The organism is Clostridium sp. UBA5712 (assembly GCF_002419845.1).
Classification (GTDB): Bacteria; Bacillota; Clostridia; order Clostridiales; family Clostridiaceae; genus Clostridium_J; species Clostridium_J sulfidigenes.
The window spans coordinates 222,688-243,686 of record NZ_DIGW01000017.1; the positions used below are offsets into that span (position 1 = coordinate 222,688).

At 29.8% G+C, this 20,999-nt stretch carries 19 protein-coding genes; 2 read left to right on the plus strand and 17 right to left on the minus strand.

Translation table 11 applies throughout. The features are described from left to right. Positions 1-283: 283 nt before the first annotated feature. From B3B03_RS16960 to B3B03_RS16975, 4 genes are all read right to left on the minus strand, one after another. Positions 284-3,178, minus strand: a complete 2,895-nt coding sequence (locus B3B03_RS16960) for an EAL domain-containing protein (RefSeq protein WP_346877874.1) — start codon at positions 3,176-3,178, stop codon at positions 284-286. Between the two features lie 236 nt (positions 3,179-3,414). Further along, positions 3,415-3,606, minus strand: coding sequence for a YwbE family protein (locus B3B03_RS16965; protein ID WP_346848893.1), 192 nt, complete (start codon positions 3,604-3,606; stop codon positions 3,415-3,417). A 12-nt stretch (positions 3,607-3,618) separates the two neighbouring features. Beyond that, positions 3,619-5,814 carry a DNA topoisomerase III gene (locus B3B03_RS16970; protein WP_346848892.1) on the minus strand — a complete coding sequence of 732 codons (2,196 nt, stop codon included), beginning with the start codon at positions 5,812-5,814 and terminating at the stop codon, positions 3,619-3,621. A 294-nt stretch (positions 5,815-6,108) separates the two neighbouring features. Continuing rightward, entirely contained in the window at positions 6,109-7,590 is a 1,482-nt protein-coding gene (locus tag B3B03_RS16975) for an aldehyde dehydrogenase family protein (RefSeq protein ID WP_346877875.1), read from the minus strand. A 405-nt stretch (positions 7,591-7,995) separates the two neighbouring features. On the opposite strand from B3B03_RS16975, the gene B3B03_RS16980 reads away from it, so the two are divergent. Beyond that, positions 7,996-8,331, plus strand: coding sequence for a winged helix-turn-helix transcriptional regulator (locus B3B03_RS16980; protein ID WP_150842901.1), 336 nt, complete (start codon positions 7,996-7,998; stop codon positions 8,329-8,331). A 249-nt stretch (positions 8,332-8,580) separates the two neighbouring features. Here the strand turns inward: B3B03_RS16980 and B3B03_RS16985 are convergent, their stop codons facing one another. From B3B03_RS16985 to B3B03_RS17025, 9 genes are all read right to left on the minus strand, one after another. Beyond that, positions 8,581-9,123 (minus strand): GNAT family protein, encoded by a 543-nt coding sequence (locus B3B03_RS16985; RefSeq protein ID WP_346877876.1) that lies wholly within the window; start codon positions 9,121-9,123, stop codon positions 8,581-8,583. A 32-nt stretch (positions 9,124-9,155) separates the two neighbouring features. Beyond that, entirely contained in the window at positions 9,156-9,683 is a 528-nt protein-coding gene (locus tag B3B03_RS16990; protein ID WP_346877877.1) for a GrpB family protein, read from the minus strand. Between the two features lie 48 nt (positions 9,684-9,731). Next, the gene (locus B3B03_RS16995; protein WP_346877878.1) at positions 9,732-10,493 is read right to left on the minus strand and encodes a Nif3-like dinuclear metal center hexameric protein; all 762 of its coding nucleotides are present in this window, start codon (positions 10,491-10,493) and stop codon (positions 9,732-9,734) included. A gap of 179 nt (positions 10,494-10,672) precedes the next feature. Beyond that, a complete protein-coding gene (locus B3B03_RS17000; protein ID WP_346877879.1) occupies positions 10,673-11,320 on the minus strand; it encodes a hypothetical protein in 648 nt (215 codons plus the stop codon). 62 nt (positions 11,321-11,382) lie between these two features. After that, positions 11,383-12,072 carry an HAD-IA family hydrolase gene (locus tag B3B03_RS17005; protein ID WP_346877880.1) on the minus strand — a complete coding sequence of 230 codons (690 nt, stop codon included), beginning with the start codon at positions 12,070-12,072 and terminating at the stop codon, positions 11,383-11,385. Positions 12,073-12,124: 52 nt separating this feature from the next. Continuing rightward, entirely contained in the window at positions 12,125-12,652 is a 528-nt protein-coding gene (locus B3B03_RS17010) for a hypothetical protein (protein ID WP_346877881.1), read from the minus strand. 13 nt (positions 12,653-12,665) lie between these two features. Next, positions 12,666-13,271 (minus strand): adenylyl-sulfate kinase, encoded by a 606-nt coding sequence (locus tag B3B03_RS17015; RefSeq protein ID WP_346877882.1) that lies wholly within the window; start codon positions 13,269-13,271, stop codon positions 12,666-12,668. Positions 13,272-13,284: 13 nt separating this feature from the next. Then, the gene (locus B3B03_RS17020; protein WP_346877883.1) at positions 13,285-13,458 is read right to left on the minus strand and encodes a hypothetical protein; all 174 of its coding nucleotides are present in this window, start codon (positions 13,456-13,458) and stop codon (positions 13,285-13,287) included. A 22-nt stretch (positions 13,459-13,480) separates the two neighbouring features. Further along, positions 13,481-14,380 carry an alpha/beta hydrolase gene (locus tag B3B03_RS17025; protein WP_346877884.1) on the minus strand — a complete coding sequence of 300 codons (900 nt, stop codon included), beginning with the start codon at positions 14,378-14,380 and terminating at the stop codon, positions 13,481-13,483. A gap of 227 nt (positions 14,381-14,607) precedes the next feature. On the opposite strand from B3B03_RS17025, the gene B3B03_RS17030 reads away from it, so the two are divergent. After that, positions 14,608-15,234: a flavodoxin family protein gene (locus B3B03_RS17030; RefSeq protein WP_346877885.1), complete on the plus strand. Its 627-nt coding sequence runs from the start codon at positions 14,608-14,610 to the stop codon at positions 15,232-15,234. Between the two features lie 91 nt (positions 15,235-15,325). On the opposite strand, the gene galE is transcribed toward B3B03_RS17030, so the two are convergent. The 4 genes from galE to B3B03_RS17050 all read right to left on the minus strand — a co-directional run bounded on the left by galE (position 15,326) and on the right by B3B03_RS17050 (position 20,894). Continuing rightward, entirely contained in the window at positions 15,326-16,339 is a 1,014-nt protein-coding gene (galE, locus tag B3B03_RS17035) for a UDP-glucose 4-epimerase GalE (protein WP_346848881.1), read from the minus strand. A 140-nt stretch (positions 16,340-16,479) separates the two neighbouring features. Next, complete coding sequence (locus tag B3B03_RS17040) at positions 16,480-17,607, minus strand: ArsR/SmtB family transcription factor (protein ID WP_346877886.1); 1,128 nt, start codon at positions 17,605-17,607, stop codon at positions 16,480-16,482. A 69-nt stretch (positions 17,608-17,676) separates the two neighbouring features. Continuing rightward, entirely contained in the window at positions 17,677-18,933 is a 1,257-nt protein-coding gene (locus tag B3B03_RS17045; protein ID WP_346848879.1) for an MFS transporter, read from the minus strand. 191 nt (positions 18,934-19,124) lie between these two features. Continuing rightward, a complete protein-coding gene (locus B3B03_RS17050) occupies positions 19,125-20,894 on the minus strand; it encodes a sensor domain-containing diguanylate cyclase/phosphohydrolase (RefSeq protein ID WP_346848878.1) in 1,770 nt (589 codons plus the stop codon). Positions 20,895-20,999 lie beyond the last annotated feature (105 nt).

Sequence of the window (20,999 nt, forward strand, 5' to 3'; positions counted from 1 at the left end):
TTTAAATAATTTTAAAACTTAAATCATGTTTATCTTCTATATTGAAATTACTTTATAACGCTAGTTTCAATATAATTGTAAATCATAATCCTTTAGTTAAATATATTTTAACCTGCTTAATTTATATTAATCTTTATAAGCAGATTATATTTTATTAATCTCTACATCTACGAGTTTATATTAATATCTTTATAATTTCGGTAACATTGGTTACCAAAACAAATTAAAAGCCAATATATCAAAACTCTTTATGATATATCAGCTTATAATTTATATATTCATCCTATATATAATTTACATTTAATAGTTCTTCAAAATCTTCCCTAGGCATAGGTTTTGCAAATAAATATCCTTGGGCCATTTCACATCCTATCTCTTTTAAGAATTCAGCCTGTTCTCGCGTTTCTACCCCTTCACAAATTACTTCCATATTAATATTTTTCGCCATATCAACTATACTTTTAACAATATCTTTACTCCTCTGTGAATTAGTTGTTTCATCTAAAAATGCTTTATCTATCTTTAAGGTATTAGCTGGAAACTCCTTTAAAAGATTTAATGATGAGAATCCAGATCCAAAATCATCAACAGAGATTTTAAATCCTACCTTTTTTAAACCTATCATTTTTTCTATAAGCCTATCAGCATTTTTCATAAAAGCACTTTCCGTTAATTCAAACTCTACCAATTTAGGATCTATGTTATAGCTTTTAACTAACTCATTAATATCCTTGACTATATTGGGATTATTAACATGAAATCTAGAAACATTTAATGATATTGGAACTACACTTTCTCCATTATCTAATCTTTCTCTTAAACACTGCAATACACTTTTATAAACATACATATCTAAATTTACTATAAACCCATTTTTCTCAAACAAAGGTATAAATTTCACTGGAGGAATTAACCCTTTCTCAGGATCCTGCCACCTAACTAAGGCCTCAGCACCTACAATTTTCTCTGTATTTAAATCATATTTAGGTTGATAATAAACCTTATATTCTCTATTTATAAGAGCCTTATACATTTTATTTTCTATTTCTAATTCCTCAATAATTTTATTTTCAAAACACTTATCATAAAAGGCAATTTTATTTGTATGAGAACCTTTAACTGATTTACGTGCTATATTAGCTTTATTGATAATATCTTCAACCTCTATATCATTAGAATTAAATATATAGATCCCACTTACAACTATTAACCTATAATTTTTTGCAAAAACCTTTTCTAATTGTCTAAAAATATTTTCAAATTTTGTTAACCTATCAATTAATTCTTTTTTATTTGTGCATTCTACAAGTATTAAAAAATTATCTGCAGATACTCTTGCAAAAATTTCATTTTCCCTCATTGAGTTGTATAATTTATTGGATATTGCACAAATAATTTTATCTCCTTCTTCATATCCTAAATTATCATTTATAAACTTAAATTTATCTATGTCACTGTATATAAGCGCATAGGATTTTCCTTTATTAGTCTCAAGTATCTTTTTAGCTCTAACTTTAAACTTATTAGCATTCCATAGACCTGTAAGTGGATCTGTAAATGCCATTTTTTCATAATACTTTGTTCTTCGTTGTTTTACATAAAAAAATATCAAAAGAGATATTATTACTAATAAAGATATAAAAATAATAATTTCTAATCTATATTTAACTAGTACTACCTTTAAATTTATTGGAATAGATTCTTGTACTACATTTTTCATAATAATATCTACTCTAGTTTTTTCATCTATAACATTAATAGCCTTATTAAGTATAGGTATTACTAATGAATCTATATTAGGATTTACTCCAATTGATATATTATAACTTAAATTCCCAATATTCATTGATTTTAAATTATTATCTTTTATACTGCTAATAGCAATATTGGCTGTGTAGCTGTCTAATACTGTTATATCTACTTTTCCCGATTTAACTGCATTAATACAACTAATATAATCATTGTAATACTCAATGTTGTATTGTCCAAATTTATTTTCAAAAGCTTCTTTGTTGATTTTCATATCATTAGGTATAGCTATATCCACAATCTCTGTTTTTATATATTCTTCTCCTTTTCCAACTATAACTAAAGGTAAGGATATATACGGGTTAGTTAATATAATGTCTCTAGAATGTGTATTTTTTTTAATACTAGATTCACTAGCTATTAAATCTACTTTTCCATTTGCCATTAATTTTATAGCTTCTTCCGTATTTTTTACCTGTACATATTCAAATTCTATACCTATTTTTCTAGAGATTTCTTCTAACATATCTCTTACTATTCCAGAGAAGTCACCCTTACTATTCCTATATTCTATAGGACTTAAATAATCTTTATAAGCCACTTTTAACACCGGTTTTCTTTTTATAAAGTCAACCTCTCTTGGAGTAAGTAATGGTTGTTGATTTAAAATACTATTACCATAATATTTTTCTCGTAATTTCATATCAAAATTTAAATCATCTAGTTTTATCTTCCTTAATGCTTCATTAAGTTCATTAGTGATATCATTATTACCCTTTTGTGTTATATAATAAAAAGGGTGAATATCGCATTTGGCAACTAATCTACCACTATTCTGATTTGAAATGCTTCCTAAAACTATAGCATCCACATTACCTAATTCCATATCCGCTATCATTTCTTCTTCAAAATCATAATATACTTTTTCATAAGAGAAATTATTTTGTTTTGCATAACCTTCAAAGACTGTATTTTGAAAACTTTCCTTTAAAAATCCTATTTTCAAGCCATTGAATGCTTCAAAATCTTCATAAAATACACTGTTATTTTTACTTGAAACATACATAGTTGTAAGTTCTATTCCATTTGAATATTCTACATAGTCATATATCTTGCTTCTATCCTCGGTGTACTGAGCCCCACATAACAAATCTATCTCTCCTTTAGATAGCTTGTCTAATAGTTCTGGCCATGTATAATATACATATTCATAATTCCAATTAGTATATTTTGATATTTCCTCAAGATACTCTACTCCGTACCCTGAAAAAAGTCCATCTTTATCTTTTTCAATGAAAGAAGGATAATCATAATAACCTACTTTAATTATCTTGCTATCAGTATCTGAAAACGCTATCATCGTCATAGCTATGTTTGTAATTATCAAAAATATTAGTGTTACGCACAGTAATTTAAATTTTCTCATCATATCCTCTTTTCCTATTGCAAATAATAATATATTTACATACCACTATAATTATCGTACTTTAAAATTATATCTTAAAGCAACATTTATTATAATGATGAAATAAAATTTTATTTCACTTTCTCCTATAAAAAACAGGTTTTAGATTCGTAAATACAAATCTAAAACCTGTTTTAATTTCTTTTAAAAATATAATTATATTCAAAAATTAAAAATTTGATGACTATCCTAATGCATTTCTATCTAATTTTTTGAACTCTACCAACTACTCCCCCCTCAAGCATTACCTTAATACCTCTTGGATGTACTGAAGAATTAGTTAATAACCTTGTAACTATTCCCTCTGTCAATTTTCCAGTGCGTTGATCTTCCTTCTTTACTACTAAGACCTTTGAGCCTATTTTTATATCTGATCTTTTAGTTCCATTCATAGTTATTTCTCCTTACTTCTTGAATAGATCTCCAAGAGCTGCAAATGGATTATCATTAGCTGCTTCTTGTTCTGCTTCTTTTTTCATTTTCTTCATATAGTTATTAACATCCCTCTTATCAACTTTTCCACCTTTTTCGAATCTCTTATTAAATTGGGATGCCTTTTCTCTAAAGTTACAGTTTGCCCCTGGGCATACATAGATTTGACCTTCTCCGTGTCCTTTAATGGTAAGTTTTTTCTTACATTCTGGACAACGAGCATTGGTAGTTCTACTAACACCTTCTCTGTGACCACATTCTCTATCTTGGCACACATTCATAACTCCAGTTTTAGTCTTAACCTCTAACATGTATTTTCCGCACTTAGGGCATTTTGCACCTGTGACATTTTCATGAACAAACTTATTACCATTGACTTTAACATCTTCAACTAGAGCTCTTGAATATCTTCTCATCTCTACAATGAAGTCCATGGCATCTTCCTTGCCTTTACTAATATCCTCTAGCTGACTTTCCCACTTAGCTGTTAAAAGTGGTGACTTAAGATCACTTGGAACTAATTCTATAAGTTGTTTCCCCTTAGATGTTGGAACTATTTCCTTACCTCTTTTTTCTATAGAAAATGAGTTAAATAATTTTTCTATAATATCTGCTCTTGTAGCTACAGTGCCTAATCCACCAGTTGCATTTAAGGTCTTTGCTGCATCCTTTGAAACATTAATATATTTATGTGGATTTTCCATAGCAGAAAGTAATGTTCCCTCGTTAAATCTTGCCGGTGGCTTAGTTTTACCTTTATTTATATCTACAGAGTTTATCTTTAATTTATCTCCAATATTCAGCTTTGGAAGTACTTGATCCTTTAACCCATCTTCTTCGCTAGAATCCTCCATATCTTCTCTATCATATAGTGCTTTCCATCCTTTAGATTTTATAACTTTTCCTTTAGCTACAAACTTCTCTCCAGCTATTTCTGTCGCTATATTAGTTTGTAAATATTCAAAAGGTGGCATCATAACACTTAAAAATCTCTTAACTACTAAATCATAAATATTTCTTTCCTCTGAACTTAAGTTAGACATATTAGGACTTTGCTCTGTAGGAATTATGGCATGGTGATCTGATACCTTACTATTATCTACAAAGCTCTTGCTTGGAGTAATCTTACCCTTTAGTATATTTGTAGCTGCTGCTCTATATACTCCTATAGATATAGCTCTTAATCTCTCTGGAAGTGTAGCTACTATATCTGTAGTTATATATCTTGAATCCGTTCTTGGATAAGTTAATATCTTATGATTTTCATAAAGTCTTTGCATTATAGAAAGGGTCTGCTTTGCAGAATATCCCCAAATTTTGTTGGCATCTCTTTGGAGTTCTGTTAAGTCATAAAGAGCAGGTGATGGCTTTTTCTTTAGGCTTTCAGTTATATCTATAATACTTGCTTCTTGACCTCTAACCTTAACTAGGGTTTTATTAGCTACTTCCTCATTAAAAGTGCTTTGATAATTATTCTTATCAACCCATTGTAGTGAAAATTCTTTAGCCTTGGCAGTAATTGTATAGTAATCCTTAGGAATAAAGTTTTTAATATCTTCTTCCCTTTGAACTATCATGGCTAAGGTTGGAGATTGAACTCTTCCTGCTGAAAGCTGAGCATTGTATTTACAAGTAAGGGCACGAGTTACATTAAGTCCTACAAGCCAATCTGCCTCTGCTCTACACACCGCTGCCTTATATAAATTATTATAATCTTTACCTGGTTTTAAATTTTTAAATCCATCTAAAATTGCCTTATCTGTCTGAGAAGAAATCCATAATCTCTTTAGTGGTTTTTTTACTCCAGCCTTTTCTATTGTCCAACGTGCCACTAACTCTCCTTCTCTTCCTGCATCTGTTGCAATAACTATCTCATCTATATCATTTCTTAGCATTTGCTTTTTTACTTCATAAAACTGCTTTTGGGTCTTTTTTAAAACTGTAAGTTTCATATGCTTTGGAATCATGGGCAAAGTTTCCATGCTCCATTTTTTATATTTGGCATCATAGTCCTCAGGATCTTGTAGTCCCACTAAGTGACCTAGTGCCCAAGTTACCACATACTTACTTCCCTCTATGTATGCACCCTTACTCTGATTGCATTTTAAAACCTTAGCTAAGTCTCTACCTACTGAAGGTTTCTCTGCTAGTACTAATATTTTTCCCATCTTTTACTTCCTCTCTTATCTACAGTATCTATATAAAGTATTATTAACTTATTAAGCTAAATCTTATCTTTTGTATTATATCATACTTTACCTTAGTTTAAAGAGAGTTCTTTGCTTCAGGGTGAGTTATTACTCCCACTGAAGCTTAGAAATCCTTATCCAGGGACGTAGCAGCTCTTTACTCCCATTTTTAAGAAGATAGGAGTATTAGAGCTGGTAGTCATCGGATAAAGAGAAATGGTAAAAGAAGGCTATGAATCAAAGTCCATAGCCTTCTTAATATATTTATTAAACCTATTTTACATACATTCCACTTGGTTTTTCAGATAAATTAACCATAATATTCTTCATTTGAGTATAAGCATCTAGGACAGATTTATGAGTTTCTCTACCTATTCCTGAGTTCTTATATCCTCCAAATGGTGCTCCAGCTGGGAAACTATTATAAGTATTTACCCAAACACGTCCTGTTCTAATACCTCTAGCAACTTGTATAGCTTTATTAATGTCTCGAGTAAATACTCCTCCACCTAAACCGTATTCGCTATCATTTGCCATGGCAATTACTTCATCTATTGTCTTGAATTTAATAACAACTCCTACAGGTCCAAAGATTTCTTCTCTAGCAACTCTCATGTCATTAGTAACATCAACAAGTAGAGTTGGTTTCATGAAGTAACCTTTAGCAGCATCGCCTCCAGTGTATCTTTCTCCACCTGTAGCTACTTTAGCTCCCTCTTTCTTACCGATTTCTACATAGCTAAGAATTTTATTAAGTTGAGCCTCACTTACTTGTGCTCCCATTTGAGTATTATTATCTAATGGGTTACCCATCTTAACCTTTTCAAAAGCTTTAACTGCTTTTTCTATAAATTCATCATAAAAATCTTCTTGTACAAAAATTCTAGATCCCGCTGAGCAAACTTGTCCTTGATTAAACAGAATTCCTAGTTGAAGTCCTTCTAAAGCTATATCTAAATCTGCATCTTTAAAGAATATATTAGCAGATTTACCTCCAAGTTCTAGAGTTGCAGGAATGATATTTTCAGCTGCTGAAAGTCCAATTTTCCTACCTACTTCTGTTGATCCAGTGAAGGCTAATTTATTAAGGCCTTTATGATGTTGTAGGTATTCTCCACTTTTAGATCCTCTGCCTGTAACTATATTAATTACACCCTTTGGAACTATATTCTCTATTAATCTCATAAGCTCAAGTACACTTAATGAAGTTGTGCTTGATGGTTTAAATACTGAAACATCCCCTGCTGCTAATACTGGAGCAAGCTTCCATGCAGCCATTAAGAATGGGAAGTTCCAAGGTACTATTTGTCCTACAATCCCAATTGGTTCTCTTAATATTATGTTTAAAGTATTTTCATCAAGCATTGTTGAACTACCCTCATCTGAACGAATAACTCCAGCAAAATATCTAAAGTGATCTGCTGCAAGAGGTATATCAGCTCCTGTAGTTTCTCTAATTGGTTTTCCGTTATCCATAGTTTCAATAGTAGCTAAATACTCTGCATTGTCATCAATGGTATCTGCAATTTTGTTTAACACATCTGCTCTTTCAGCAACTGTTGTTTTTCCCCAAGTTATGAAAGCTCTTTCAGCTGCTTTAACTGCATCATCTACATCTTTTTCTGTAGCATCTGCTATTTCAGCTAAGAATTCTCCAGTAGCAGGATTGTAAGTTTTCAATACGCCTCCATCAGAAGCCTCTCTCCATTGACCATCAATATATAGTTGATATTTTTCTTGTAATTTTATATTCATATTAAATCCTCCTTGTTCATTCTTATAATGATTTAGATTTTTTCTATCTCTTAATTTAATTTTATTATAATCACAAAATATCTTTCTAGGAAGTAGGCACTTTATTCTCATTAACTATACTTTTTGTGATATAGTATCATAAATGATACTATTATATTAATAAATAATATTAGAAAATCTTATAATAATGTAAATAGTGGATTTAAAATTTAACATATATAAAATTCATGGTATAATGCAGAGTATGTTATAGACTTTTTTATATGTAGTTACTTTTTTATACTATAATATTATAAATATACTATTAGGACGGTGAATATAATGGATAAGAATTTGCTATGCATATTTCCTAGACATGAAGAATGTCATATGAGGAATCAATGAACTAAGTACTCTACGTGCCCCATGGTGGTGGTACAAAATCTTCTATCTGGTAAATGGAAATTATTAATTTTATGGTATTTAAGTTATGGTACCTTGAGATTTAGTGATATTAAAAAGAGGTTACCTAAGGTAACTCAAAAAATGCTAACTTCACAATTGAGAAGTTTAGAAGAAGATAAGCTTATATCTAGAAAAGTATACCCTGTAGTCCCACCTAAAGTTGAATATAGTTTAACTGAAGTTGGTAAAGAAATCATACCTATTCTAGAAATGATGCATTCCTTTGGAAGTGAATATTTAGATGCTGGTTTATTAAATACTGAAGAAAAGGATGAAGATAACACTGATTTAAATTAGTTAGATCTTTCTATTTAAATCTATGTAATAATTGAAGAAATACATATAAACAGATTTCTTAGTATCAGTATTTTTGATACTTAGAAATCGTTATCCAGGGACGTAGCAGCTCTTTACTCCAACTTTAAAGAGATGGGAGTATTAGAGCTGGTAGTCATCGGATAAAAAGTGCCCAATGCTAATTAGCATTGGGCACTTTTTATAACATTTGTGTAATCTCAATATATTGGTAGCAGAGTGGTACAACATTTAATTATTTTCTTTTGTCCATTTAGATTTTAAAATTGACATTTCATATAGGCTCCAATAACCGTCCTTAGCCTTTCTTACATCCTTTAATAATTTTTCTATTACAAAACCAACCTTTTCATAGCATCTAACTGCACCCTTATTAAAATCAAAAACTCCAAGAGTTATTTTCTCAAATTCCCTATCTTCAAATCCACTTCTTAAGATTTCCTTTAATGCCAAAGCACCTATACCTCTACCTCTTTTCTTTTCTTTTCCAATTAAAAATCTACATACCCTAGCAATCTTATTTTCTCTATCTATTTCACGCAGCTCCACTGTTCCTATAATTTCTTCTGTACTAATGGAAATTATCTTATATATATAGGTATCTACCACTTCCTTATTTTTCTCATCTAAGAAATACTTTTCTACTTGAGAAAGGGTTAATGGATACTCATATAAAGGTCCAGCCCATTGCAATAGATCATTAGCAGATTTATTCCTATTCCATTCCACAATTTTATATAAATCTTCTTTTTTAATTAGTTCTAATCTTATCATTTCATATCCTCTATTTCTTATAATTAGTAACTCTAAGACTTATTAGAGTATAGTGTCTTATTTAAGATTTTCTGAATAAATTTTGTCTTTCTCTCGCAGTAAGTATCAGCATCGTATCTATATTCTTTAGCTAGCTTTGTTTTCAGTGCTGCATAATCCTCTCGTGCATCTCTATTTGTTCTAAGATGATTTCTTAATGCAATATGCTCTAAATATCCTTTACCATCTTTAGGACATACATATAAGTGATATGGCATAAATCTATTTTTCACATAACTAAAAGCCTCTCTATCTTCAATGCCTAAATTCCCTTCATGATGATATCCAGATTCTTCTAACCTCTTCTTTATTTCAGGGAAATTATCATAACTATCCATAACCACATCTATATCGATGATAGGTTTTGCAGAGAGCCCTTCCACTGAAGTACTTCCAACATGTTCAATTGATAAAACCAAATCTCCAATATAAGAATTTAGCATGTCCCTAATTCTTTCAAATTCTAACTTCCATTTTTCATTATAAGGCTCAATGACAATAACTTTTGTTCTAATTGACATAGATTTATACCTCCTTTACACATCTAATGTAGTACACCCTACCCCTACTTATTTTATATTTGTTTCATAATGCTCTTCATTAAGTCTCACTATTTCAATTTCTTTTATATTCTCATTCAATTTCAATGCTAAACTTTGAATTCCAAAGAACTCGGTGAAAGTATGACTACCGATAATAAGATTTATCCCTTTAAACTGAGCATATTGAATGGTATACAAATTACATTCACCTGTAATGTATACATCACACTTATTTTCGACTGCTTCCTTAAGGCAATCTGTTGGCCCTCCATTACCACAGACTAAACCTACCCGCTTCACTTTTTCGTCATTAAACTTCCAAGATTTAACTGGTTCTTCAAGTAGATTTTCAATTTTTTTTACTAATTCATTAAACTCAATTTCTTCATCATATTCTGCCACTCTACCAAAATATAATCCTTCCCATTGGTGGGTTCTTTTAACATTTTCTAAATTCAATTTTTTTAACAGACTATCATTTGTTCCAAAGTTACAGTCATCAAGTGGCAAGTGATTATAGTAATGACTTATACCATACTCTTCTAGTTTTTCTCTGCATGCCTCTTTTAATCCATATATTTCATCCCATGCATCGTGGTGTGTCACCATCATATCAACCCCATGAATTCTTGCTTCCTCTATAGTTTCAAGGGTTAGGTTAACACAGTATCCTAATTTTTTAACTTTTTTACCTGCATGATATGTAATCCCAGATTCATTAGAAAAGATTTCCTTACTTGTTACATTAAAAAGTTCATTAATTCTTTCAACAATATGTGAAACGTCCATATACTTCCCTCCAATTTCTTCCTTGCATTCAGTTATATTTTCAACTGTAGTACAGAAACTTGTACAAGTTAAACAATGACTAATAATTGCAAAAACAATTATCCTAGTCTTAAAAATTTCATTTCCTATAAAATTAAATGTTAAACCACTGTCTATAAAAGGTACTAAAAATGTCCATATTAAAAAGTCTTAACTTTTTTTCTATCTATATCAACAATTCGAGTTCTAGTATCAGCTTTAGATATAAATATTTCTTCTCCATTACTATCTATGCAATAGGAAATAGGAATAGATATATCACAATTTCTATATGAACCATCTGCATGACTTGTTCCAATTACAATGGTTTTATAGATTCTAGCAATATTTTTCGCCTCTGTTATCCACTGTTGAAATTGTTCATCACTAAACATTCCTACACCAATTGGATGAGCAATAAAGTTTATAGTTTCATTAACTCTTTGTAAATCTCTAACACCTTTCAAAATTTCCATACATAGTAAATAACCAATATTCATTTTATTATAATTAACCACTAAAGGATTATATAATTTCTCATTATCATATGGTGGTGTTTTAGCTCTCTCTAATATTTTCTCTCCAAGATTATTGATTATTACTGCTCTATCTTTGTTATTCATTCTATAAGACGTAATAATCATCACTCTATATTCTTTTGCAATGTTACAAACATCCTTTAATAATTCTTCATTAGCCAAATACCCTTCAGGATATAGTACAATATCAACTTCCCTATTATTTATTATTTCATTACTAATCTGCTTAAGCCCATTTTCATGTAGTGGTTGTCCTATTAATATCTCCATCTTCGCTCCCCATTCCATAGTTAAATATTATCTTGCCATTAGTTTAATCATAGAACCCTCTACTAATTTAAATCATTTAAAGATTTAATTATAGGGTACTTACTTTCAATATCATTCCTATCATATCTATCAATTAGAATTGGAATCATACCAAAATCTTCTGCCGCAACAAGATTTGATTCACTATCATCTATAAAAATTACTTCCTCTGGTTTTACTCCGATTTCTTCAATAGCTATTTTAAAAAGTACCTTTTCAGCTTTATAGGATCCATAAATTGATGACATAACAAATGTAGAAAAATATTTTCTTAGACTCTTATTAATAAATACTCTTTCTAAGGATGGCCATGTATCTGAGACAACCCCTAAAATATATTTATCTTTTAATCTTTGTAGCCCAGGTTCCACATCATCAAAAAAATAAAATTTATGATCATTATATACATTATCACTTGCCAAAGAATTAATTATTTCCTCATTTACACTCGCATACTTTATTTCTTTTAGTACTATTTCATAAAACTCCTTGAACATCGCAAATTCATCTTCTTCTGTTTTTACTAATAACATTTTATTAATATGATCACAGGCTTTATTCATTGCTTCACTTAATTGATCTTCTGTATATTGAAAGCTTGTGTCATTAATAATATTAAAAAAGTTAGGTGTAATAAACCAATGTCCTGTTCTAGGTACATTTAAGGTTCTTCCCGAATCAAATAAAATAGCTTTAATGTTGTTCATATTCATTATAAATTTCCTCCAAGCCCACAGTAAACATTTTCATTGTTTCTGTGTATACTTATTTATTTTCCCTCATATTGAATTCTTCTACATTTAGCATAATTATGGAATTTTCTATTTTTCCATCAACTGTTGAATATTGAAGGTTAAAATAAAGATTATTCTTAATAAGACCCAACTGTTCTTTATTGAATAATTGTTGTGAACTAATTTCTCCTATACTTTTATTCAACAAAAGTTCACCAGATAAAGACGTTCCTTTATTATCCCATCCATTTGAAACTGCTTTTGATAAAACTATATCTTTATCTCCTTCTTTATCTAAATAGATACTTTCAGAATATGATTCAATTTGTTCTTCTTTGCTTCCTATATACTGTATATTGCCGCCACTAACTATATGCTTGTTAGGAAATAGAATAATTAACCCTTCTGTTAATCTTATATCTGTGTTTTCTCCCTGAAATGAATACACTTTAAATTCTTGGTTATCCAGCTTAGTTTTGTACCAAATAGTTGTACCAATGAATACTATATTAGTTATAACTAAAAAAAATACAATCCAAAATATAAATGATCTCTTCATACATCTCTCCTCCCTATTTTACTACCAAATCAGCATTTTCAATTGGTGAATAATCTAAGATATATTTTTCTTCCGCTGGGAAGTAACGCCTTTCATATTTGCATTTTATATCCTTTAATCCACCTATATACCCATCTCTTTTTATAACTCTACTTAATCTAACTTCTTGTGGTACATCAAGATAAATTATAAAATCTAAATACCTTCTTATCTCTTTTCTTTGTAGAAATATCCCTTCTAAAAGCAAAACAGTACCACGTTCTATTAAAACTTGTTGTTTAATATATCCATCATTTTCTTTATCATATAACTCTATTAATTTATATATTTTATCTCCTCTTTTTACAGGTGATAAAATTTCTTTCACTAAATAATCATATCTCCACTGTATATTGTAATAACAATCCCATTCTTCTTTAGACTCATCATATCTAATATGTTTTGGATGTATAAAGTCATCAATATGCAACACATAAGTATGATACTTTTCCTTTTGTAATTGCACTTTTAATGAATTAACTATTGTGCTTTTACCCGCTCCTCTTAATCCATCAATTCCAATAACATAAATTCTATTAGAAATTTTTTGGTTTCTTAATTCCCTTAATAAGCACTCCATTTAAGACTCCTCACTAAATAATATTATTATTTTGCTTTTTTATCATTTCTTCAAGCTTATTCATCCGTAAATTAATCTCCTGAAAATGTTGTAACATTCTTTCTTCATGCTTTTTTATCTTTTCGGGAATGTAAACTGTAATATTATAAATTACCCATAATATTAATATAATTAAAATGTATTCCAATGCTTTGCCTCCTACATAATATCTAACTTGTAAATAGCAATTCTTTTATTGCATCTATAATTGCATCTGGTTGAGTTTCATTTATACAGTGATTACTATTTTTAACTACTCTTACATCACTCTTACTTGATAACTCTTTTAACCCACTAGAGAGTTCTTGTGATAATCTTTCAATTCTTTCTGCTTCTATTTTAGGTATTCCTTCTTCAATCATTTCATTTATAGAATAAACTGGGTCTTCAATTAGTACTATTAATGGACAATCTGGAAAATTACCATATTTACTCATATACTTTACATTACTTCTCAAGTCTTTTATTTCAGAGAGTTGATTTATATATATTTCTGGTCTTACATGAAACTCCATAAGTTCCCTTTTCATATTAATTGGTAATTTAAAATCTACTTCTGATAATTTAGGTTTCACCTCTTCTATTAATTGTTCTTTACTATACTTAGAATATGTTGTCCATAACTTTATGTAAACTTCATCTGAGGTACTTTCATCCGATATTGGAGTTTCTAACTTATCATATCCATCCTCTCTATTCATTGAAGCAGATTCAACAAGTACTACACTATCAACTTTCTCAGGATACATTCTTGCAAAGTGTTGAACACACAGTCCGCCATAAGAGTGTCCTACCAATATAACTTTTTCTTTAATATTTAAGTTATCTAATAATATATTTAAATCCTTTGCAGTTGTCACTGTATTACTACCTTCACTATTAAGCCCACTATTTCCAACACCAGCTCTATGAATTGCAATGACTTTTGTATATAAAGATATATTATCTATAATATTTATCCATTCATAAAAACTTCCACCCATTCCTGGCATAATTACTACTGTTTTCTTACTATTTCCTTTAATTAAATATTCTAACTTTCTTCCCTCGATATCCATTAACTTAATCATAATCTAAACTCCTTAGACTAATTATTTTTGTATATTTTTACAATATATAATTATTATACCTTATTATTAACTATATCCCTATAACTTTTACACATTTTTACTCTTTTAAATCTTAAAAAGATTAATTATAATAAATCTAATTTACTTTTTATAAATCATACACTTTAAAATGAATAATGCTATAATTTATTTATTAATGATAATATTGTATTGGAGGGAATTTTAAAATGAAAGTCTTATTAATAAACGGTAGTCCTAATGAAAAAGGATGTACTTATACTGCTTTATGTGAAATAGCAATGGAACTAGAAAAAGAAAATATACAATCAGAAATATTCCATGTGGGCAAGGCTCCTATTAGAGGCTGTATGGGATGCGGTCACTGCTATAAAAGTGGTAGTGAAAGATGCGTTTTCAATGATGATACTGTTAATATTGCTTTAGAAAAAGCTAAGGATGTTGATGGATTTATCTTTGGTTCTCCAGTTCACTATGCTGGTGCTTCTGGTATGATTACATCATTTTTGGATAGATTTTTCTATGCAGGTAGTGGATTTGAATATAAACCTGGGGCTGCTATTGTAAGTTGTCGTAGAGGTGGTTCCTCTGCTACCTTTGACCAATTAAATAAATACTTTACTATATCAAACATGCCAATAGTTTCTTCACAATATTGGAATATGGTTCATGGCAATACTCCAGAAGAGGTAAAACAAGACCTTGAAGGTATGCAAACAATGAGAACTCTTGGTAAAAATATGGCTTGGCTATTAAAATCTATAGAGACTGGTAAAAAAGCCGGAATATCCTTACCTAAAAAGGAAGAAAAATTAAGAACCAACTTTATAAGATAAAATGAAAACAAAAGTGCTTTTCAAAATATCTTACTAATTTCATGTAAGATGTCTTGCCAAGCACTTTCAATTTATTTATATAAAGTTCACTTTACTCTTCATATCCTTTTGGATTTTGGCTTTGCCATCTCCAAGAGTCTTCACACATTTCTTTTATGCCCTTTTCAGCTGTCCAGCCTAACTCTTCATTAGCCTTTCTTGGTTCTGAATAACAGGTCGCAATATCACCAGGTCTTCTTGCAGTAATTTTATAAGGAATTTCTCTTCCACTAGCCTCTGAAAATGCCTTAACTATATCAAGAACACTATATCCATTTCCTGTTCCTAAATTATAAGTTACAAGACCTGAATTAGTTTTTAATTTTTCTAATGCTTTTAAGTGACCTTTAGCTAAATCTACTACGTGAATGTAATCTCTAACTCCTGTACCATCTGGTGTGTCATAATCATCCCCAAATACACTAAGCTCCTTAAGCTCACCTATAGCAACCTTTGTAATAAAAGGCATTAAATTATTTGGAATACCACATGGATCTTCTCCAATAGTTCCACTTTCATGGGCCCCTACTGGATTAAAGTAACGAAGTAATGCTATATTCCATGAATTATCAGAGCTATATAAATCTCTTAAAATTTCTTCTAACATTAGCTTTGTTCTTCCATATGGATTTGTAGCAGATAGTGGTGCTTCCTCTGTAATTGGAATAATTTTTGCATCTCCATAAACAGTAGCTGATGAGCTAAATACAAAATTTTTAACTCCATATTTTCTCATTAATTCTAAAAGTACAAAAGTGCTAGTTAAGTTATTGTGGTAGTACTCTAGGGGCTTAGCCACAGATTCTCCCACAGCCTTAAAGCCTGCAAAATGAATTACTGAATCTATAGTATTTTCACTAAAAACCTTGTCCATATCTTCCTTGTTTAAAACATCATATTTATAGAATTTAGGCTCTTTTCCTGTAATCGCCTTAATTCTACCCTTTACTAACTCTTTACTATTACTTAAGTTATCTACAATAACAACTTCATACCCCTCTTTTAATAGCTCAACAGTAGTATGACTACCGATATAGCCCATTCCTCCAGTTACTAAAACTGCCATGTAATACACTCCATTCTCACTTTATTTATGTCAAATTTTAATTTATATCATAGCACTCACCTATATTGACAATACTCAGATAAATATCTTCTTATACAATTATATCTCAAATTGTAAAATTATTAAAGAAAAAAGAGCTATTAGTTCAGCTCTTTATTTAAAACCCTTAAGAATTCCTTAATAGTATCTTTATCTACACTATAAAAAATTTTATTATCTACCTTTTCCATATATACTAATTTAGCTATAATTAAAGCATTCATGTGATAAGAAACAGTAGCTGTAGTAAGAGAAAGAGCCGCTGCAATTTCTTGCCCAAACATAGATTTTTTCTTAAGCATCTTTATAATATTAAATTTACTTTTATCGCTTAGACACTTTAATCTATCAATTAGGATTTTTTCCTCATTATCATTTCCTACAGAAGCACTCAAAAGTTCATAAAACTTCCATCCAAAGTACATATATTCTCTTCTTTTATTATTAAAAACAGGGCTTATGGTTGATAAAAATGATACTGAATTAAATCTAATTATACTTGGAAAGATATAAATATCATCTTCCCACTGATCAAAGATTTTAATACCTGTGGAATCAGAGATAAATTTAGGGTTTTCTTTAATTAACTCTCTAAGATCATATATAAATTTTTCTACTTCTTTTTCCATAACCTTAAAAGCTTCCTTAAATACATCTATAGAATTTATAATCATATCAATAAGTTCGCTTAAATACTCCTTTGGATTTTGAGAAATAACCGTAAGCCACCACTTAGATTCACTGTCTAAAGTACATCTTTCTATAAGATAAGGCATAAATTCTTTTTCTGCATCTAAGCTAGATAAATCATCCTTATCAGGAAAATCATCTCTAAGATAATCATCTTGACATAGAATTTCCTTCATAGCAAGTTCCTTTAGTTCCATGGAATCTAAATTGCGAATTCTACTACGTCCCTCAATTAGTTCCTTCTCGGTTATGTTGTTAACAAAAATACTAGCTATACAATGTGTTTTTTCATGAACTTCACTAATATCATTAAAGAATATCTTAAGTCTATCCATAGGTATCTTATTTCTAGTCTTAAATTTTTCGATAAATTTAAAAAAGCTTTTTAAATCCTTATTCATATATTTATCTATATCTTCGCCATACTTTTTAAAACTGTCCTTCAGCTTGTTAACTATTTTTTCTTCATTAACTATAAAATAAAGAGTATTTTTCACTTCCTCAATTAAATTAATGTTATTCTCTACTATATATTTCATATGAAACTCCTTCTCTCGTCCTTCAGATGAGTAAGTTCCAATAACTAAATCAAATATTTAGATTGTCACTTAAATTTCCTGCATGCTTTTATTATAACGTTGACATAGGAATAATACCACCATACCTATTCCGAATATTAAGAATAGTTGAGCTGTGCTTAAGAATACACAAAGACTCCCTACTACTAACGATCCTACTGGTGTAGCTGCCATGCATAATGAATTAAGTATTCCTGCTGCTCTTCCCAAATATTGTTGTTCTGTTTTTTGCATAAAAGTTATATTTACTATCATCATAAATATACTAGCAGATGCACCAAATAAAAAGCCTACTAAAATGATAGTTCCATAAAGGACTAAATCAACACCTATCATAGGTACAAATGCTAGAGATAAATATGCAGTTCCTAGGATTACCCCCGATATTATAAATAAATTAATTCCTTTAAATTTTTCTGCTATTTTAGGATATATAGCACCACCAATAAGCATCCCTGCAGTTAAGCTAAAGCTAATCATAGCAACTACTTCAGGCCCCTTTAACAACTCTTCATTTACATATGCAACTCCTAAAGTGTTAAAAGGTATCATAAATAAATTAATTAATGCGGCAAATATGGTTATTGACATCAAAATTTTACTAGTCTTTAAATAGATAAATCCATCCTTTAAATCTCCCAAGTACCCCTTCATATTTAGCTGTTGTTTCTTTAAAATCTCTTCTTTATATCTGACCATAGCCATAAATATCCCGCAGAGAAAAAAACTAACTGCATTAACAATCATTCCGCCACCAATACCAATAACTGCAATGATTCCAGCTGCCACAGCAAGTCCTACTAGCTCTACAATTCTAGATAAAGTAGATTGTACAGCTCTTGCATATGCAAACTTTTCTTTTTCAATAATTAATGGATAAGCTGCTATTGCGGCTGGTCCTTCAAAGGACTCAAAGGTAGAATTTATAAAAGTAAATATAAATAAATGATATGGCTTAAGTATGCCAAATATAAACATTAATGCTGTGATAGTTACTACAGTGGCTCTTCCTAAATTACAAAGGACAACCACATTTTTTTTCTTTTTATAGTCTACAAACACACCAGCAATAGGTTGAAATAATATTGTTGGAATAGCATTAACTCCAAAAATTAAAGCCATTAACGCAGTACTGCCTGTAATTTCATATACCATCCATCCATAGGCAATGGTGTCAATAGAATCCCCAAATCTTGAAATAAGATTACCAATGATAAATAAGCAAAAATTTTTATCCATAAGTATGTCTTTATATCCTATTTTTTTCTTTTCTACAGCTAAATCCATAACTATACCACCCTTACATAATTTATATATTATTAAATTTTCTTCCTATTATTAGTTTATGATTATATTAGATAATTGTCAATGCCAATTAGATATATATCTAACATAAATTAAAAATAAAAAGGTCAAGAAGTATTTATTCAACATCACCCTTTATTAAGGTGTTTTGCTACTTCTCAACCCTTTATTTCTTAATTGTTTTTTTCTTCATTGTTATCTAAACATTTTAAAAATAGCTCTACTAGTTCTGGATCAAATTGGGTACCTGCACATCTCTTTAATTCTTTAATAGCCTCTTCTTTATTCATAGCCTTTCTATATACCCTATCATGAGTCATAACATCATAGGCATCAGCAATAGCAATAATTCTTGCCATAAGCGGTATTTCTTCTCCTGCAATGCCTAAAGGATATCCACTACCATCCCATTTTTCATGATGAGTTAAAACACATTTTGCCACATTCATTATTTCACTAGAAGCATTGATTATTCTAAATCCCTTTTCTGCATGAGTTTTCATCACTTCAAATTCATTTGTTGTAAGTGGACCTGGTTTTAAAAGTATATCTTCCTCAATGGCAATTTTTCCAATATCATGAAGTCTAGCTATTATCATTAATTCATCCATTTGTGAGCTCTTAAATCCATATCTCTTTCCTATTTCCAACGCATAGGATTCTACCCTTTCAGTATGCTCTTCTGTTTCCATATTCTTAGCTTCCAAACTCTTTTTTAATGAGTTCATCATGGAGCTTCTAACACTATTATGTTCTAAGAGTTTTTGCCTATATACCCTCTCTTCTACTTCTTTAATACACTTATCAATGTCTTCTTCTACAGAATGCTTAACCACTTCACCAAGAGCAATACTAAGTTCAATGTAATTATGTTTATACTTCCTACATTCACTTTTTATTTTTTCAACACTTCTCTCACAGCCGCTTTCATCACAGTTTGGCAGAAGTATCATAAATTCATCTCCACCCCATCTAAAAACAAAGCCTTTATCACTACAAGCTTTATTAAGAACACTAGATATACTTTTTAGTAGCCTATCGCCTTCTAGATGTCCTAATGAATCATTAACTAGCTTTAATCCATTTACATCACCCATAATTATTCCTAAAGGAAGGTGTTCCTCATTATTTAATTCACATATCTTTTCTTCAAAATAAGTTCTGTTATATATTCCTGTTAGAGCATCATTATAACTCAAATATCTAAGCCTATCCTCTAATTTTTTTTGGCTAGTAATATTTCTAGCCAGCCCAACAATTCCCAAAACCTCACCTTTTTTATTTATGACAGGAGCCTTAAAACTTTCTTCTATAATTCTATTTCCATTTTCATCTAAGGTAACCCCTTGAATATATTTTGCTTCTTTACTCTCCATTATTTCTTTATCTACTTTAATAAAATTTTCTGCAATTTCCTTATCTGGATAAACTTCTAAGTCATTTTTCCCAATTACATTATCTACTCCAAATTGCTTATAATAGTCATTAAAATTTTTATTGCAACCAATATATCTTGAATCTTTATCTTTATAAAAAATAGCCTCTGGTATTGAGTCTATTATAGTCCTAAGAATACTTTTTTGATTTTGAAGCTCTATTTCTCTTCTTTTTTCTTCTTCAATATTTACAATAATCCCACCCATAGCATTAGTATTACCGCTATCATCAGTGATTGGAAATACATAACACTCTTCTGCTATTTCTACAGTAGTTTCATCATAAGAATACAATTGTAATTTATCTAAACATTCTCTTACTCTTTTATTATATATACTTGCTACTTTCTTCGGAAAGATTTCTTCATAGGTCTTACCTTTTACTTCTTCTAGCTTTAAATTATAACTTTTTTCACAGGCTTTATTAATAAAAATAATCTTTTTATCTATATCTGCAATCCATGCAGCCCATGGCATATTCTGTAAATACAATTCAGCTAACCCCATACTTATCCCCCATATTTATTCCCAATAATTCATCATCACCTTATTCTACCACTTTTCTTCCTATAATATCTACATTTTCTTGTCATACTATGTATTTTTATTCAT

Bases quoted from the DNA above. Each gene is read 5' to 3' on its own strand.
- B3B03_RS16960 (WP_346877874.1), bottom strand. From the start codon at position 3,178: ATGATGAGAAAATTTAAATTACTGTGCGTAACACTAATATTTTTGATA.
- B3B03_RS16965 (WP_346848893.1), bottom strand. From the start codon at position 3,606: ATGAATGGAACTAAAAGATCAGATATAAAAATAGGCTCAAAGGTCTTA.
- B3B03_RS16970 (WP_346848892.1), bottom strand. From the start codon at position 5,814: ATGGGAAAAATATTAGTACTAGCAGAGAAACCTTCAGTAGGTAGAGAC.
- B3B03_RS16975 (WP_346877875.1), bottom strand. From the start codon at position 7,590: ATGAATATAAAATTACAAGAAAAATATCAACTATATATTGATGGTCAA.
- B3B03_RS16980 (WP_150842901.1), top strand. From the start codon at position 7,996: ATGGTGGTGGTACAAAATCTTCTATCTGGTAAATGGAAATTATTAATT.
- B3B03_RS16985 (WP_346877876.1), bottom strand. From the start codon at position 9,123: ATGATAAGATTAGAACTAATTAAAAAAGAAGATTTATATAAAATTGTG.
- B3B03_RS16990 (WP_346877877.1), bottom strand. From the start codon at position 9,683: ATGTCAATTAGAACAAAAGTTATTGTCATTGAGCCTTATAATGAAAAA.
- B3B03_RS16995 (WP_346877878.1), bottom strand. From the start codon at position 10,493: ATGGACGTTTCACATATTGTTGAAAGAATTAATGAACTTTTTAATGTA.
- B3B03_RS17000 (WP_346877879.1), bottom strand. From the start codon at position 11,320: ATGGAGATATTAATAGGACAACCACTACATGAAAATGGGCTTAAGCAG.
- B3B03_RS17005 (WP_346877880.1), bottom strand. From the start codon at position 12,072: ATGAATATGAACAACATTAAAGCTATTTTATTTGATTCGGGAAGAACC.
- B3B03_RS17010 (WP_346877881.1), bottom strand. From the start codon at position 12,652: ATGAAGAGATCATTTATATTTTGGATTGTATTTTTTTTAGTTATAACT.
- B3B03_RS17015 (WP_346877882.1), bottom strand. From the start codon at position 13,271: ATGGAGTGCTTATTAAGGGAATTAAGAAACCAAAAAATTTCTAATAGA.
- B3B03_RS17025 (WP_346877884.1), bottom strand. From the start codon at position 14,380: ATGATTAAGTTAATGGATATCGAGGGAAGAAAGTTAGAATATTTAATT.
- B3B03_RS17030 (WP_346877885.1), top strand. From the start codon at position 14,608: ATGAAAGTCTTATTAATAAACGGTAGTCCTAATGAAAAAGGATGTACT.
- galE (WP_346848881.1), bottom strand. From the start codon at position 16,339: ATGGCAGTTTTAGTAACTGGAGGAATGGGCTATATCGGTAGTCATACT.
- B3B03_RS17040 (WP_346877886.1), bottom strand. From the start codon at position 17,607: ATGAAATATATAGTAGAGAATAACATTAATTTAATTGAGGAAGTGAAA.
- B3B03_RS17045 (WP_346848879.1), bottom strand. From the start codon at position 18,933: ATGGATTTAGCTGTAGAAAAGAAAAAAATAGGATATAAAGACATACTT.
- B3B03_RS17050 (WP_346848878.1), bottom strand. From the start codon at position 20,894: ATGGGGTTAGCTGAATTGTATTTACAGAATATGCCATGGGCTGCATGG.